This is a genomic window from Streptomyces sp. NPDC047002, from assembly GCF_040704505.1.
Classification (GTDB): domain Bacteria; phylum Actinomycetota; class Actinomycetes; order Streptomycetales; family Streptomycetaceae; genus Streptomyces.
Genome location: NZ_JBEYWC010000034.1, coordinates 1 through 14,428 on the forward strand (window position 1 = coordinate 1; position 14,428 = coordinate 14,428).

Sequence of the window (14,428 nt, forward strand, 5' to 3'; positions counted from 1 at the left end):
CCGCCCCCGGCCCCCCCCCCCCCCGCCCCCGGCGGGCCGCGCAACACCCCGGGGGGGGGCCCCCCCCCACCGGCGCCCCCCCCCAACGGCGTTCTCGCGTACGCGCTTCAGCGCATCCTGCCGCCGCGCGGCATGCGCACGTTCTTCGGCATGGGGCCCTTCGGGACCGGCATGTTGCTCATCAGGTCGCCCATGGCGCGCAGCCGGTCGTTGGTGGTCGTGACCGTCGGGCCGTCGAGCACGCGCGGCATCTTCAGCAGCGTGGCCCGCACCTTCTTCAGCGGCACCTGGCCCTCGCCGTCGCCGACGATGATGTCCTGGACCGGGACGTCGACGACGACGCGCGCCATCTTGCGCTTCTCGGCCGCGAGGAGCGGCTTGAGGCGGTTCGGGTTGCCCTCGCCGACGAGCACGATGCCCGCCTTGCTGACGGCGCGGTGCACGACGTCCTGGTTGCGGTTCATCGCCACCGCGGGCGTCGTGGTCCAGCCCCTGCCGACGTTCTCGAGGACCGCTGCCGCCGCTCCCGGCTGCCCCTCCATCTGCCCGAACGCGGCGCGCTCCGCGCGGCGGCCGAAGACGATCGCCATCGCGAGGAACGCCAGGATGAAGCCGAGGATGCCCAGGTAGAGCGGGTGGCCGATGGCGAAGCCGATGGCGAGGAAGACACCGAAGGTGACGATTCCCACGCCACCGACGACAAGGCCGACCTTGGAATCGACCCGTCGGGTCATTTTGTACGTCTGAGCGATCTGCTTCAGTCGCCCTTGGTTCGCAGCAGAGTCTGCGTTGTCCTTCGTCGCCATACACAGAAGTTTACGTGGCTTGGGAGGAGGGGCCGGACACAGCCTCGATCACGGACTGCGCCTCCGCCCTGTCCCGCGCGGCCCTGCGGTCGTCGAGCACCGCCGACCAGGCGTTGCGCCGCGCGGTGCGCTGGCCGCCGCCCAGCAGCAGGGACTCCGCGGCGCGCAGCGCGAGCCGCGCTGCCGCCAGCGGGCGGACACTCGGACGGACCGGAGCGGCCTGCATGATGTCGATCTCCCGGGAGAGGCGAGGGGCGGGGCGTACGGTGCGGGGTCGTGCGGCGCGGTGCCCCTGCGGGCGGCTGCGGCGCGCGGTGGCTGCGGCCGCGGGGTGCGCGCTGCGTGGCACCAGCGTCACTCACCGGTGTTACCAGGACGTGACCCGGCGGTCAAACCGCCATGAAGGCCCGGCCGCCGCCGTGTGCGGGCCCCGAAACCGCCGGCGCGGCCCGTACGCGCCCCCTCACCTGGGGGAGGCGTGCGGACCGCGCCGTACCTGACTGCCTACTCGCCGGTAGTCGCTTGTGCGCGGATTCACACCGCCGGCGGTACCGCCGGCGTCTCGCCCGCCGCTACGGAGCCGACGCCCGCGAGGCCCTCGCCGCGGCGCTCCATGGCCTGCTGGTAGAGGCGGCCGGCGCGGTAGGAGGAGCGCACCAGGGGGCCGGACATGACGCCGGAGAAACCGATCTGCTCGGCCTCCTCGCGCAGCTCGACGAACTCGTCGGGCTTGACCCAGCGCTCCACGGGGTGGTGGCGCGCGGAGGGGCGCAGGTACTGGGTGATGGTGATCAGCTCGCAGCCCGCCTCGTGCAGCTGGCGCAGCGCCTCGCTGACCTCGGCGCGCTCCTCGCCCATCCCGAGGATGAGGTTGGACTTGGTGATCAGCCCGGCCTCGCGGGCGCGGGTGATCACCGAGAGGGAGCGCTCGTAGCGGAAGCCGGGGCGGATGCGCTTGAAGATCCGCGGCACGGTCTCGACGTTGTGGGCGAGGACCTCGGGGCGCGCGGCGAAGACCTCGGCGAGCTGCTCGGGCACGGCGTTGAAGTCGGGGATGAGCAGCTCGACCTTGGTCGTGCCTGCGGGGCGCCGGGCCTCGGTGAGGGTGTGGATCTGGCGGACCGTCTCCGCGTAGAGCCAGGCGCCGCCGTCGTCGAGGTCGTCGCGGGCGACGCCCGTGACGGTGGCGTAGTTGAGGTCCATGGTCAGCACGGACTCGCCGACGCGGCGGGGCTCGTCGCGGTCGAGCGCCGCGGGCTTGCCGGTGTCGATCTGGCAGAAGTCGCAGCGCCTGGTGCACTGGTCGCCGCCGATGAGGAAGGTGGCCTCGCGGTCCTCCCAGCACTCGAAGATGTTGGGGCAGCCGGCTTCCTGGCAGACGGTGTGCAGCCCCTCGCTCTTGACGAGTTTCTGGAGCTGGTTGTACTCGGGCCCCATCTTCGCCCGGGTCTTGATCCACTCGGGCTTGCGCTCGATGGGGGTCTGGCTGTTCCGGACCTCCAGGCGCAGCATCTTGCGTCCGTCGGGTGCGACAGCGGACACGTCCGGCACCTCTCTCTGGCTGGCGCGGCATTCGATTCTTCGGCGAATACCAGGTTACGCCCGTGTATTACGTGGTCGTACGGGCCGTCCAGCCGCTGGACGGCAGCGGACGGCGCGGGGGAGCCGGCGGCGGGACGGCCGCGGCCCGTGGGTCAGGCGCTCGCGTGCTCCAGTCCCGCCGGGGGAGCGACGGCCTCGGCGGCGCCACGGGCCTCGGACTCCGCCTCGGCCAGGACCTCCCGCAGGTGCCGCTCCACCACGGGCAGCACCTCGGCCACGGTGACGTCCCGGCCCAGTTCGTACGCGAGCGACGTGACGCCCGCGTCCCTGATGCCGCACGGCACGATGCGGTCGAAGTACGTGTTGTCGGGGTTCACGTTGAGCGAGAAGCCGTGCATCGTGACGCCCTTGGCGACCCGGATGCCGATCGCCGCGAGCTTGCGGTCCTCGCGGCGCTGGCCCGCGTTGGACGGCGCGTACTCGGGGCCGCTGAGGCGCGGGTCGAACGCGTCGGTCCGCACCCGCGGATCGAAGTCGAGCACCAGGCCGGGGCTCGGCCGCTCCTGGACGGCGTCGCCCAGCACCCACACCCCGCTGCGGCCCTCCACGCGGGTGGTCGCGAGGCCGAACTCGGCGGCCGTGCGGATCAGGGCCTCCTCCAGCCGGCGCACATGGGCGATCACGTCGACCGGGTTCGGCAGCCTGAGGATCGGATAGCCCACCAGCTGCCCGGGGCCGTGCCAGGTGATCTTGCCGCCGCGGTCCACGTCGACCACCGGGGTGCCGTCGAGCGGGCGCTCGTCGTCCAAGGTCCTGCGGCCTGCCGTGTAGACGGGCGGGTGTTCGAGCAGGAGGCAGGTGTCCGGCACCTCGTCGGCGACGCGCGCGGCGTGCACCCGGCGCTGCTCCTCCCATGCGTCCAGGTACGCGACGGCCTCGTCGCCGAATCCCAGACGGACGTACCGCAGCTCGCCCACGGCAGTGCCTCCTTAGAGCTATCGGCGCGCCACGGCCTTCGGGGCACTTCTGGCGCTCTCGCCACTGTACGGCGGCGGGCGCGGCGGCGGTCCGTGAGGTGGCGGACGAGACACCGGGCGGGGCGGCGGGCACGTGCCGGACGCAGTTTCTGCGAGGGCTTTCCAGGCCTGGCGCCGATCCTCACACGATCGGATGAACCCAGGGTGAAAGCCGGTGTGAGCGGGGCCGTTACCGCTAAATTCGCGCCGATCGTGAGGGGCCGATGGTATGGGACTGCCCCCGGGGCCCAAAAGGCAGGAGACCGTACAGCTGATGTCGGAACGACCTCCGCAGCGCAATCCCAATCGCAGACTCGCCACGCTCATCGCGGAGGCGGGCTTCTCACACGCGGGCCTCGCCCGCAGGGTCGACCAGCTCGGCCTGGAGCACGGGCTCGACCTCCGCTACGACAAGACATCCGTCACCCGCTGGCTGCGCGGCCAGCAGCCGCGCGGCACGACCCCCGCGCTGATCGCCGAGGTCTTCACCCGCAGGCTCGGCCGCCGCCTGTCCACCCAGGACCTGGGCCTCGACGCCTGCGCGCCGGTGTACGCGGGCCTGGAGTTCGCGGCCACCCCCGAGGAGGCCGTCGACATCGTCGGCGGCCTGTGGAAGAAGGACTCGGGCAGCCACGCGGAGCTGCGCAAGATCGCGTTCACCCCCGCGGGCCTCGTGGTGCCCAGCAGGGACTGGCTGATCGGCCGGCCCGACGAGCGGGTCGGCCACCCCGGCCTCGCCCCCGGAGGGCCCGCGGTCCCCGCGGCCCAGGCCGCGGCGCCCGTGGCCGCCGGGGGCCGTACGGGCGCCGCGGCCTGGGGCGTACCGCAGGCACCCGGCGGCGCGGGCCAGGCGCCCGCCGCGGTGCGGGTGCCCGCCCAGTCGACGGCGGGCACGGCCGAGCCCGCGCTCGTGCCGCGGCCGCGCGGCGCGGGCCTGCCGGGACATGCCCAAGGACACGGCCTCGGCCTGCGGGTCTCGGCCGGCGACATCGCGGCACTGCGCTCGGTCGGCGAGTTGTTCCGCAGCCTCGACCAGCGCTACGGCGGCGGGCACGCGCGCCAGGCCCTCGTGCGCTATCTGGAGCACGAGGCGGAGCCGATGCTGCGCGGCGTGTACGGGGAGAACGTCGGCCGCCGCCTGTTCGGCGCCGTCGCCGACCTGACCAGGCTCGCCGGCTGGACGTCGTACGACATCGCGGCGCACGGCCTCGCGCAGCGGTACTTCGTGCAGGCCCTGCGGCTCTCGCAGGCCGCCGCCGACCGGGTGTACGGCGCATACGTGCTGGTCACGATGAGCCGCCAGGCCGTCTACCTCAGCCACGGCAGGGAGGCGGTGCAGCTGACGCGGGTGGCGCAGCAGGGCGTCGGCACCACGGCGCCGCCCGTGGTGCAGGCGCTGCTCCAGGCCGCAGAGGCGCGCGGGCACGGCGTGGTGGGCGACGCCCGCGCGTGCACGGCCGCGCTGCTGCGGGCGGAGCGCGCGCTGGAGGCGGCGCGGTCGGGCGACGACGTGCCGCACTGGGCGCGCTCCTTCGACGAGGGGCAGCTCGCCGACGAGATCGGGCACTGCAACCGCGACCTCGCGCAGTGGCGCGCCGCCGCCCAGCACGCCGAGCGGGCGCTGAGCCTGCGCCCGCCCGAACTGGCCCGCAGCCGGCTGTTCTGCACAGTCGTGCTCGCCACGGCGCGCCTCGGCCTCGGCGAGCTCGACCAGGCGTGCGCGCTCGGCGCCGAGGCCGCGCAGGCGGCGGGGGAGATGCGGTCGGCGCGCGCGGTGGAGTACGTGCGCGACTTCGAGCGCCGCCTCGAGCCCTACCGCGACACGGCGGCCGTGCGCACCTACCGGGACCGCGTCTCGACGCTGCGCTAGCGCACAGCCGCCATGGCGGCTGCCCCCGCCCCCCGGGTGTCGGCACCGGGGAGCGGGGCGCTGTGGTGGGGCGGAGGCTCAGGCGGCGCTCTCGCGCGGCGGCGCCTGCGCGGCGGCCGCCGCCGTCCCCGCGTCCGGTGCGCGCCGCGCCCCGAGGTCGGCGAGGACCGCGCGTGCCGCCCTGCGGCCGGAGTGCAGCGCGCCCTCGACCGTGGCGGAGTCCCGGTGGTCGCCGCAGACGTAGAGGCCCGCGAGCAGCCGCACCGGCCTGTGCGGGTCGTGCGGCGGCCTGGTCCTCGGGACCGCCTCGGGGTCGTGGTGGACCGCCAGCAGGTCCCAGTCGTGCGTGGGGACGCCGTACATCCGCGCCAGGTGCGCGCGCACCCGCGCGTCGGGCGGCGGCGGCCCGAGCACCGTCGAGGAGACCAGGGTCCGGCCGTGCGGCGCGCGGGCCGGATCCACCGCGCTCATCACCGCCGTGTGCGCGACGGGGCCGCCGCGATCGGCGTCGAGCAGCAGGGCAGCGTCGGCGGCCGGCGCCTCGGGCGCGCTGTGGTGGAGGACCGTGACCGGCTGGAACTCCGGTACGCGCAGCCCCGGCAGCAGCTCGGCGGCCGCCCGCGCCCCGGTCGCCACCACCAGCGCGCGGCAGGCGATCTCCCCGTGCTCCTTGGTGGTGACGCGGTCGATCGACGCGTCCGTCACCCATACGCCGGTGTGCAGGGCGCAGCCGGGCGGGAGCGTAGCGGCGAGCAGGCGGGGCAGCGCGAAGGAGCCGCCCTCCGGCACGCACAGCCGGCCGCGCGCGAAGGCGCGCAGCGCCAGGTCGGCGCTGCGGCTCGACGACAGCAGCGCCGGGTCGTACAGCAGCGCGGAGAGCAGGAGCCGGGCGAGCGGCGACGCGTACGCCTCCCTGGCGGTGCGCTCCTGCCGGGCGAGCAGCCGGTCGAGCGGGGTCGCGGCGAGGCGGCCGAGCGCCGCGCCGAGGCGTGCCTGGTCGAGCGCCGCGGGGCGCGGCGGCAGCGGCGCCAGGGGAGCGCCCGCGAGGGCGCGCACCGCGGTGAGCGCACCCCGCGCACCTCGCGCGCCCCGCGGTGCGCGCGGGGCGCCGACCCGGTGGCGCCTGCCGTCGCTGTGCACGGCGACCCCGGGCGCGAACGGGCGCAGCGGCACCGCCTGCGCGTCCTGCGCACCGGGCAGCCCGGCCCACGCCGTGAGCGGCCTGCCGAGCCGGTCGAGCAGGAAGCCGTCGACCCGCTCGGTCGCCATGCGCCCGCCGACGCGGGGCGCGGCCTCCAGCACGGTGACGGCGAGACCGCCCGCCGCCAGGTGGTGCGCGGCGGCGAGCCCCGCAGGGCCCGCGCCGATGACGACGACGTCGGTCCGGGGGTCCACGGCGGTGTCCCCGACGCGCGGTCCGCTCTCCGGCACATGCCCTCCCCAGGTCCGCACCCCGGCGGCCCGAGCGTCGGGAATGCCCCGACTGCCCCTTGGGGCCGCCTGGTTGAGCCTGAGGTTACGAGCGGAAGGCGGCACTCCGTACGCGCACGCACACGGTGCACCGGAGCATGGACGGCGCGCGCCCCGGGACCCCACGCGCCCGCCCCGCGCTCCGGCGCCTCCGGCCCGCGCCAAGCGCCCCGGCCGGCCCGTGCCCGTCCCGCGCCCGCCCCGCGCCCCGACCGGGCGGCGCCCCGACCGGGCGGCGCCCGGCCGCGTCAGACGGCCGCGGCGACCGCCTCGTCGACCGTCGGGAAGGCGAAGGCGAAGCCGGAGTCGAGCAGGCGCCGCGGCAGCACCCGCTGGCTGCCGAGCACGTCGCCCGACAGCTCGCCGAGCGCCAGCTTCAGCGCGGCGGCCGGGACCGGGAGCGGCGTCGGGCGGTGCAGCACGCGCCCCATCGCCGCCGTCACCTCGCGGTTGGTCACCGGCTCAGGCGCGGTCAGGTTCACCGGGCCCTCCAGCGCCTCGGTGTCGATCAGGTGCCGCAGCGCGGCGACGTGGTCGTGCAGCGCGATGAAGCTCCAGTACTGGCTGCCGTCGCCGAGCCGCCCGCCGAGCCCCGCGCGGAACAGCGGGAACAGCCGCCCCCAGGCGCCGCCGCCGCGCGCCACGACCAGGCCGGTGCGCGGGAAGACCGTGCGGATGCCCGCCTCCTGGGCCGCCGCTGCCGCCGCCTCCCACTCCACGCACAGCGTGGGCAGGAAGCCGTAGCCGGGCGGTGCGGTCTCGTCCACCGCGCGGTCGCCCGTGTCGCCGTAGTAGCCGATGGCGGAGCCCGAGACGAGCACGCGGGGCGGCTCGTCGAGCGACGCGAGCGCCTCGGCGAGCGCGGACGTGCCGAGCAGCCTGCTGTCCCTGATCTGCCGCTTGTACTCCGCCGTCCAGCGCCGGTCGCCGATGCCCGCGCCCGCGAGGTGGACGACGGCCTCGCAGCCGCGCAGGCCGCCCGCCTCGACCCGCTGCAGCGCCGGGTCCCAGCGGATCTCGTCGGGGCCCGCGGGCGCGCGCCGCACCAGGCGCACCACCTCGTGCCCGTCCGCGCGCAGCGACCGTACGAGTGCCGTACCGATGAGCCCGGTGGAACCGGTGACCGCGATTCTCATACGGCCATCCTGCCCCGCTGCGGCGGTTTCGCGCGGCCGCGCCGCGTGCTGCCGGGCCCGCCGTTCCTCATCCCGTGTACGAGTCCGCGCCGAACCGCTCCCAGAGCCGGGGCAGACGCACTTCGAGCACGTCGGGGTCGTCGATGTCGAAGGCCGTGCCCTCCGGCTCGCGCGGCTGCGCGGGGATGCCGAGGTCCGGTGCGACGGTGCCGGTCAGCTGCTCGTACGCCTCGTCCGCCGCGTAGCCGAGCTCCTCGCCGTCGCCGTCGGAGTCGGGGTCGAAGTGCTCAAGCAGGTCCGCCAGGTCGTCCGGGTCGTGGAGGGCGCCCTCGAAGATTTCGCGGCCCTGCCCGATGAGCCAGCACCGGAAGAAGTCGAAGGCGTCGTCGCCCGCCCCGTCGAGCAGGATCGACGCCGCGCCCCACAGGTCCCAGCGGTACGCGCGGTGGTAGCGCGACTCGAAGTGCCTGGCGAAGTCGAGCACGGCGTCGGGGTCGAGCTGCGCCAGGCGCTCGACCAGCAGGTCCGCGTGTTCCTCCGGATCGCCGCCCGCAGCCTCGCGGGTGCCGTCGACGATCTCCCAGAAGTCCGTCTCGTCCATCACGGCACCAGCATCCTGCCTGCCGCGCGCCGACGCACGCGGGCATGGCCCGGACGCGCGGCGCCCGCTCCTCGCGGGACGCGCCGCAAAGGCGCCAGGAGATGTCGGGTTCTGCCGGCAGGGTTCCCGCATGGAGACGACGAGGAACGACACACTCGCCGGGCGCGTCGCCCTGGTGGCCGGGGCGACCAGGGGCGCGGGCCGGCAGTTCGCCGTGCAGCTGGGGGCGCGTGGCGCCACCGTGTACGTGACGGGCCGCACGACCCGGGACCGCGTCAGCGAGGTGGGCCGGGCCACGGAGACCGTCGAGGAGACGGCGGACCTGGTCACCGCGGCGGGCGGCGAGGGGATCGCGCTGCCCGCCGACCACCTGGACCCCGCCGCGGTGCGCGCGGTCGTGGACCGCGTCGGGGCCGATCACGGGCGGCTCGACGTGCTGGTGGACGGCGTGTGGGGCGGCGAGCACCTGATCGAGTTCGGGAAGCGCGCCTGGGAGCTCGACCTCGGCAGGGGTCTGCGAATGCTCGACCTCGGTGTGCGGGCGCACCTGATCACCCTGCGCTGCGCGCTGCCGCTGCTCGTGCGCCACCCGGGCGGCCTGGTCGTGGAGGTGACGGACGGCACGGCCCGGTCCGCCGAGACCTACCGCGAGAACCTCTTCTTCGACCTGGTCAAGTACGCGCCGATCCGCCTGGTCAAGGGGCTCGCGCAGGAGCTGGACCCGGTCGGCTGCACGGCGGTCTCGCTGACGCCTGGATTCCTGCGCTCCGAGTGGATGCTGGACCACTTCGGCGTACGGGAGGACAACTGGCGCGACGCGATCGCGCAGGAGCCCGCCTTCGCCATCGCGGAGAGCCCGGTCTTCGTCGGGCGGGCGCTCGCCGCGCTCGCGTCCGACCCGGGCCGCCACCGCTGGAACGGAGGCTCGCTCTCCAGCGGGCAGCTCGCCCGCGTCTACGGCTTCACCGACACGGACGGCAGCGCGCCCGACGCCTGGCCCTACATCGCCGCGTTCACCGCGGCACGCGGGAACGGCGCCGAGGTCAGCGCCGACGACTACCGCTGACCGCCGCCCGCTGACCCGTGCGCGCCCTGCCCGTACAGCTCGGCGAGGGCGCGCGCCGCGGCGGTGAGGCGCGCGCGGAGGGCGAGCGGGCCGAGGACCTCGGCGTCGGGGCCGAGCGAGAGCAGCTGGGCGTGGGCGACCTCCGCCGACTCCATGGCGAGCCGCGCGGTGACCCGGCCGTCGGCGTCCGGGGGCGCGGCGGTGGCGAGCGCCTCCTCGGCGGCCGCACGGTCGGTGGCGTGCGGAAGGCGGGCGGCGCCCGCCTTGGTGAGCCGCAGCGTCACCTCGTACCGCAGCAGCGACCTGGCGAACTGCGCGGCGCGCTCTTCCCAGAACTCCGCGAGTGCGAAGGACTCGTCCCTGCGGAAACGTTCCTCCAGGAGTTCCGCGCTCCGGAACCGGTCGATCCTGTACACCCGGAAGGCGTCGTCGCCGTCGCGCGCCGCCGTCACGGCGGCGCAGAGGTACCAGACGCCCGCCTTCAGCACGAGCCCGTACGGCGCCAGCTCACGCGTCACGTCCCCCGAACCGCCGTCGCCGCGGTCCGCCTCCGGGTCCTCGCGGCCTGCGGCCTGCGGCCGGTACACCGCGGACACCAGCCGGTCGCCCCAGACCGCCTCGGCGAGCAGCGGCAGCAGCTCCGGCGTCCTCGGCTCCCTGAACCAGCCGGGCGCGTCGAGGTGGAAGCGGCGCGCCACCGCGTCGGGGGTGTCCCGCAGCGACGGCACCAGCGCGGCCGAGACCTTCAGCCGCGCCGCGCTCGCCGCGTCCGCGAGCCCCATTTCGCGCAGCGCCCCCGGCAGCCCCGAGAGGAACAGCGCCTCGGCCTCGCCCTGCGCGAGCCCCGTAAGGCCCGTGCGGTACCCGCCCATGAGGCGGTAGCCGCCGCTCCTGCCCCGGTCCGCGTAGACCGGGACGCCCGCCTCGGAGAGCGCCTGGGCGTCCCGGGTGATCGTCCGCTCGGACACCCCGAGCTCGGCGGCGAGTTGGGCCGCGGTCATCAAGGGTCTTGACTGGAGCAGGAGGACCATCCTGATCAGGCGGGCAGCGCGCATCCCACCATCATGCAGGGCGAAAGGGCCTCCACGTACAGGAATCCCTGTCGAGGAACTGTGCACAGTGCGTGCACGGCTCCCCGACAGGGATCCCCTCGGGAATCACCCCGGGCACCTCGGGTCACGCCCGCCGCGTGCGCGGCGGACCGGGGGTCACAGGCCGTAGCGCTCCCGCGCCTCGGCCACCTGCTGCGGCTTGACCTCGCCGCGCCGCGCGAGCTGCGCGAGCGCCGCAACCACGACGGACTGCGGGTCCACGCCGAAGTGGCGGCGCGCCGCGTCCCGGGTGTCGGAGAGGCCGAAGCCGTCCGTGCCGAGCGAGGACCAGTCCTGCTCCACCCACTGGCTGATCTGGTCGGGCACCTGCCGCATCCAGTCGCTGACGGCGAGCACCGGGCCCTGCGCGTCGGCCAGTGCGCGCTTCACATACGGCACCCGCTCCTCGCCGCGCAGCAGCGCGGCGTCGGCGTCGAGGGCGTCACGCCGCAGCTCCGTCCAGGACGGCGCCGACCAGACGTCCGCGGCGACGCCCCACTCGTCGGCGAGGATCCGCTGCGCGTCGAGCACCCAGTGGATCGCCGTACCCGAGGCGAGCAGCTGGATCCGCGGCGCCTCGGGCGCGGTCAGGTCGGCCGTGCGGAAGCGGTAGAGGCCCTTGAGGACCCCCTCCTCGGTGGCGTCCGCGGGCATCGCGGGCTGCACCTTCGGCTCGTTGTAGACCGTCAGGTAGTAGAAGACGTCCTCGGAGTCGGGGCCGTACATCCGCCGCAGGCCCTCCTTCACGATGACCGCGACCTCGTACGCGAACGCCGGGTCGTAGGAGACCGCCGCCGGGTTGGTGGAGGCGATCAGGTGCGAGTGGCCGTCCGCGTGCTGGAGGCCCTCGCCCGTCATCGTGGTCTTGCCCGCGGTCGCGCCGATCACGAAGCCGCGGCCCAGCTGGTCGGCGAGCGCCCAGAACTGGTCGCCCGTGCGCTGCCAGCCGAACATCGAGTAGAAGATGTAGAACGGGATCATCGGCTCGCCGTGCGTCGCGTACGACGTGGCGGCCGCGGTGAAGTCCGCGAGCGAACCGGCCTCGGTGATGCCCTCGTTGAGTATCTGGCCGTTCTTCGCCTCCTTGTAGTACAGGAGCTGGTCGCGGTCGACCGGGTCGTAGTTCTGGCCCTTCGGCGAGTACAGGCCCGCCGAGGGGAACAGCGACTCCATGCCGAAGGTACGGGCCTCGTCGGGGACGACGGGGACCCAGCGCCTGCCGGTCTCCTTCTCCCGCATCAGGTCCTTGACCAGGCGGACGAAGGCCATCGTGGTGGCGATCTCCTGGGTGCCCGAGCCCTTCTTGAGCGCCTCGAACGGCTTCTCCGCAGGGGCCGGCAGCGGCTTCGCGACCACCTTGCGGGCCGGGGCGAGGCCGCCGAGCGCGGCACGGCGCTCGCGCAGGTACTTCACCTCGGGGGAGTCCTCGCCCGGGTGCCAGTACGGGGGCAGGTCGCCGGTGAGCGCGCTGTCGGGGATGGGCAGGTCGAGCAGGTCCCGCAGGGTGCGGAACTCCTCGCCCGTGAGCTTCTTCATCTGGTGGTTCGCGTTGCGCGACTCGAAGCCCGTGCCCAGCGTGTGGCCCTTGATCGTCTGCGCGAGCACCACCGTCGGGGCGCCCTTGTGCTCGACGGCGGCCCGGTACGCGGCGTACACCTTGCGGGGCTCGTGGCCGCCGCGGGAGTTCTGGAACAGCTCGATCAGCTTGGCGTCGCTCAGGCCCTGCGCGATGCGGCGCAGCGACTCGTCGGCGAAGAAGTGCTCGCGGATGTAGACGGCGTCGCGGGTCGCGTAGGTCTGGAACTGCGCGTCAGGGGTCTCGCCGAGGCGGCGCACGAGCGCGCCGTCGACGTCCTGCGCGAGCACGTCGTCCCACGCCCGGCCCCAGAGCGTCTTGACGACGTTCCAGCCGGCGCCGCGGAACTGGGCCTCAAGCTCGCGCACGATCTTGAAGTTCGGGCGGACCGGGCCGTCGAGGCGCTGGAGGTTGCAGTTGATGACGAACGTCAGGTTGTCGAGGCCCTCGCGCGCGGCGAGCGCGAGGGAGGCCGTCGACTCCGGCTCGTCCATCTCGCCGTCGCCGAGGAACGCCCAGACGTGCGAGCCCGAGGTGTCCTTGATGCCGCGGTTCTCCAGGTAGCGGTTGAAGCGTGCCTGGTAGATCGCGGAGATCGGGCCGAGGCCCATCGAGACGGTCGGGAACTCCCACAGCCAGGGCAGCCTGCGCGGGTGCGGGTACGAGGGGAGGCCGTCGCCGCCCGCCTCCTGGCGGAAGCGGTCGAGCTGGTCGGCGCTGAGGCGGCCGTCGAGGAAGGCGCGGGCGTAGATGCCGGGGGAGGCGTGGCCCTGCAGGTAGAGCTGGTCGCCGCTGCCGTCGCCGTCCTTGCCGCGGAAGAAGTGGTCGAAGCCGGTCTCGTACAGCCACGCGACCGAGGCGTACGTGGCGATGTGGCCGCCGAGCCCGAGTTTGGAGCCGCGGGTGACCATGGCCGCCGCGTTCCACCGGTTCCAGGCGGTGATCCTGGCCTCCATCGCCTCGTCGCCCGGGAACTCGGGCTCGGCGGCGGTGGGGATGGTGTTGACGTAGTCGCTCTCCAGGAGCTTCGGCAGCGCGACGCCGGACCTGTCGGCGTGTTCGAGGGTCCTGCGCAGCAGGTACGCCGCGCGGTGGGGGCCCGCATGCTCCGTGACGGCGTCGATGGAGGCCGCCCACTCGGCGGTTTCCTCGGCGTCACGGTCCGGGAGCTGATCGAGCTCGCTCGGAAGCTTGCCTACGGGGTCGGGCATGGTCGCCGCCTTCCAAACACAGCAAACACAGGAGGGGGTGGTTCTGGCCTTGTCTGGCAGGACAGGGCGGTGGGCTGTGGTGCAGTCCACCGTCGACTGTAAGTCGCTGATCGATGATCGATCAAAGGGGGAGAGGGAGAAAGTTGCACCATCCGATGAAATTGGCATTCCGTGCCAGACCCCACGGCACCCAGTGACGTGGTGCAGAAGCCATTTTTCCTGCTCGAACCGGCATTTCGGAGAGCGGGCGGGAGCCTGAGGAGAAGCAGGAGGCCGGGCGGAAGACCGGGCAGGCCGTTGGGCGGGTGCCGGGCGGGGGCCGGAGGGAGACCGGGCGAGGGCGGCGCTCAGGACCGGCCAGGGGCCCTGTCGGGTCGCGGCGCGCACCCCAGGACATGCACCTTCACCAGCGGCCCGATCGCCGGGTCCCGCCGCTTGAACGCCTCCACCAGCTCCTGGTGCTCCTCCGCGTACGACTGCTGCACTGTGCCCAGCCAGCGGATCGAGAGGGCCGTGAACACCTCGATGCCGAGCCCCTCCCAGGTGTGCAGGAGCACGCTGTTGCCCGCCGCGCGCACCAGCTCCCGGTGGAAGCCCACGGTGTGCAGCACCTGGCCGGTGCCGTCGCTGTCCCTGTCCGCCTCGTACAGCCCCGCCACATGCGGTTCGAGCGCCGAACAGTCCTCGGCGAGCCGGTCGGCCGCCAGCTCGGCGGCGATCTGTTCGAGGCCCGCCCTGACCGGGTAGCTCTCCTCCAGGTCGGCGGCGCTCAGATTGCGCACCCGCACGCCCTTGTTGGGGGCCGACTCGATCAGCCGCAGGCTCTCGAGCTCCCGCAGGGCCTCCCGCACGGGTGTCTGGCTGACCTGCAGCTCCGTCGCGATCCGCCGCTCGACGATCCGCTCGCCCGGCTTCCAGCGCCCGCTGACGATCCCTTCCACGATGTGCTCGCGGATCTGCTCGCGCAGCGAGTGGACGACGGGCGGGGTCATGGACAGCTCCTCCTGGCGGGGCGGCCGGGGCGCCTGCGCCCCTCGACGATA

Annotated in this window: 12 protein-coding genes; 2 read left to right on the plus strand and 10 right to left on the minus strand. The window is 74.4% G+C overall.

The features are described from left to right. Positions 1 to 107 precede the first annotated feature (107 nt). From AB0910_RS25710 to lipB, 4 genes are all read right to left on the minus strand, one after another. Entirely contained in the window at positions 108 to 806 is a 699-nt protein-coding gene (locus AB0910_RS25710) for a DUF4191 domain-containing protein (RefSeq protein ID WP_366747010.1), read from the minus strand. A 10-nt stretch (positions 807 to 816) separates the two neighbouring features. Then, on the minus strand, positions 817 to 1,032 hold the full coding sequence (locus tag AB0910_RS25715) for a hypothetical protein (RefSeq protein WP_366747071.1): 216 nt from the start codon (positions 1,030 to 1,032) through the stop codon (positions 817 to 819). A 308-nt stretch (positions 1,033 to 1,340) separates the two neighbouring features. Beyond that, positions 1,341 to 2,348 carry a lipoyl synthase gene (gene lipA, locus AB0910_RS25720; RefSeq protein ID WP_366747011.1) on the minus strand — a complete coding sequence of 336 codons (1,008 nt, stop codon included), beginning with the start codon at positions 2,346 to 2,348 and terminating at the stop codon, positions 1,341 to 1,343. A gap of 152 nt (positions 2,349 to 2,500) precedes the next feature. Further along, complete coding sequence (gene lipB, locus AB0910_RS25725; RefSeq protein WP_366747012.1) at positions 2,501 to 3,325, minus strand: lipoyl(octanoyl) transferase LipB; 825 nt, start codon at positions 3,323 to 3,325, stop codon at positions 2,501 to 2,503. Positions 3,326 to 3,638: 313 nt separating this feature from the next. Here lipB and AB0910_RS25730 point away from each other — a divergent pair, with 313 nt between their 5' ends. Further along, positions 3,639 to 5,234, plus strand: coding sequence for a regulator (locus tag AB0910_RS25730; RefSeq protein ID WP_366747013.1), 1,596 nt, complete (start codon positions 3,639 to 3,641; stop codon positions 5,232 to 5,234). Between the two features lie 78 nt (positions 5,235 to 5,312). On the opposite strand, the gene AB0910_RS25735 is transcribed toward AB0910_RS25730, so the two are convergent. The 3 genes from AB0910_RS25735 to AB0910_RS25745 form a co-directional block, all read right to left on the minus strand. Beyond that, complete coding sequence (locus tag AB0910_RS25735; protein ID WP_366747014.1) at positions 5,313 to 6,629, minus strand: NAD(P)/FAD-dependent oxidoreductase; 1,317 nt, start codon at positions 6,627 to 6,629, stop codon at positions 5,313 to 5,315. 323 nt (positions 6,630 to 6,952) lie between these two features. Next, positions 6,953 to 7,840, minus strand: coding sequence for a TIGR01777 family oxidoreductase (locus tag AB0910_RS25740; protein ID WP_366747015.1), 888 nt, complete (start codon positions 7,838 to 7,840; stop codon positions 6,953 to 6,955). A gap of 67 nt (positions 7,841 to 7,907) precedes the next feature. Beyond that, positions 7,908 to 8,441 (minus strand): DUF4240 domain-containing protein, encoded by a 534-nt coding sequence (locus AB0910_RS25745; protein ID WP_366747072.1) that lies wholly within the window; start codon positions 8,439 to 8,441, stop codon positions 7,908 to 7,910. Between the two features lie 130 nt (positions 8,442 to 8,571). On the opposite strand from AB0910_RS25745, the gene AB0910_RS25750 reads away from it, so the two are divergent. After that, positions 8,572 to 9,507: an SDR family oxidoreductase gene (locus AB0910_RS25750; protein WP_366747016.1), complete on the plus strand. Its 936-nt coding sequence runs from the start codon at positions 8,572 to 8,574 to the stop codon at positions 9,505 to 9,507. Here the strand turns inward: AB0910_RS25750 and AB0910_RS25755 are convergent. From AB0910_RS25755 to AB0910_RS25765, 3 genes are all read right to left on the minus strand, one after another. Beyond that, complete coding sequence (locus tag AB0910_RS25755; RefSeq protein ID WP_366747017.1) at positions 9,498 to 10,562, minus strand: WYL domain-containing protein; 1,065 nt, start codon at positions 10,560 to 10,562, stop codon at positions 9,498 to 9,500. The genes AB0910_RS25750 and AB0910_RS25755 overlap by 10 nt on opposite strands. Before the next feature lie 153 nt (positions 10,563 to 10,715). After that, positions 10,716 to 13,385, minus strand: a complete 2,670-nt coding sequence (gene aceE, locus AB0910_RS25760) for a pyruvate dehydrogenase (acetyl-transferring), homodimeric type (RefSeq protein ID WP_366747018.1) — start codon at positions 13,383 to 13,385, stop codon at positions 10,716 to 10,718. Between the two features lie 347 nt (positions 13,386 to 13,732). After that, positions 13,733 to 14,377 (minus strand): GntR family transcriptional regulator, encoded by a 645-nt coding sequence (locus AB0910_RS25765; protein ID WP_366747019.1) that lies wholly within the window; start codon positions 14,375 to 14,377, stop codon positions 13,733 to 13,735. Between the last annotated feature and the right edge of the window lie 51 nt (positions 14,378 to 14,428).

Bases quoted from the DNA above. Each gene is read 5' to 3' on its own strand.
- AB0910_RS25715 (WP_366747071.1), bottom strand. From the start codon at position 1,032: ATGCAGGCCGCTCCGGTCCGTCCGAGTGTCCGCCCGCTGGCGGCAGCG.
- AB0910_RS25755 (WP_366747017.1), bottom strand. From the start codon at position 10,562: ATGCGCGCTGCCCGCCTGATCAGGATGGTCCTCCTGCTCCAGTCAAGA.
- AB0910_RS25710 (WP_366747010.1), bottom strand. From the start codon at position 806: ATGGCGACGAAGGACAACGCAGACTCTGCTGCGAACCAAGGGCGACTG.
- AB0910_RS25745 (WP_366747072.1), bottom strand. From the start codon at position 8,441: ATGGACGAGACGGACTTCTGGGAGATCGTCGACGGCACCCGCGAGGCT.
- AB0910_RS25765 (WP_366747019.1), bottom strand. From the start codon at position 14,377: ATGACCCCGCCCGTCGTCCACTCGCTGCGCGAGCAGATCCGCGAGCAC.
- aceE (WP_366747018.1), bottom strand. From the start codon at position 13,385: ATGCCCGACCCCGTAGGCAAGCTTCCGAGCGAGCTCGATCAGCTCCCG.
- AB0910_RS25740 (WP_366747015.1), bottom strand. From the start codon at position 7,840: ATGAGAATCGCGGTCACCGGTTCCACCGGGCTCATCGGTACGGCACTC.
- AB0910_RS25730 (WP_366747013.1), top strand. From the start codon at position 3,639: ATGTCGGAACGACCTCCGCAGCGCAATCCCAATCGCAGACTCGCCACG.
- AB0910_RS25750 (WP_366747016.1), top strand. From the start codon at position 8,572: ATGGAGACGACGAGGAACGACACACTCGCCGGGCGCGTCGCCCTGGTG.